Origin of the sequence: Streptomyces litchfieldiae (assembly GCF_031845365.1) — a bacterium.
Classification (GTDB): Bacteria; Actinomycetota; Actinomycetes; order Streptomycetales; family Streptomycetaceae; genus Streptomyces; species Streptomyces litchfieldiae.
Genome location: NZ_JAVREL010000166.1, coordinates 1 through 268, shown reverse-complemented (window position 1 = coordinate 268; position 268 = coordinate 1). Strand labels below are relative to the sequence as shown.

The window sequence follows — 268 nt, the reverse complement described above, 5'->3', positions numbered from 1 at the left end:
CCCCTGCGGGCCGGCGGCCGAACGGCCGCCGGCCCGCTCGTCGTTGTCTCTCTCGGTCGGACACATCCGCGACAGCGCGGACACTCACTCGATGATGGTCTGGATCTCCTCGACTGTGACGTCGTAGGTGGTCTCGAAGACCCCGTCCGGCAGCACTCCGCCGGCGCCGTCCGAGCCTTCCCAGGTGATCTCCCAGGTGAGCGAGGCGGTCAGCGGATACGCCCCGGCATCCTGGGTGGCCCGCAGAAAGGTCACCCCGCACGGCGGC

At 70.5% G+C, this 268-nt stretch carries 1 pseudogene; it reads right to left on the bottom strand.

The window, feature by feature from the left end:
- Nucleotides 1-84: 84 nt before the first annotated feature.
- Nucleotides 85-268: pseudogene (locus RM590_RS35885) on the bottom strand (hypothetical protein); the annotation flags it as partial.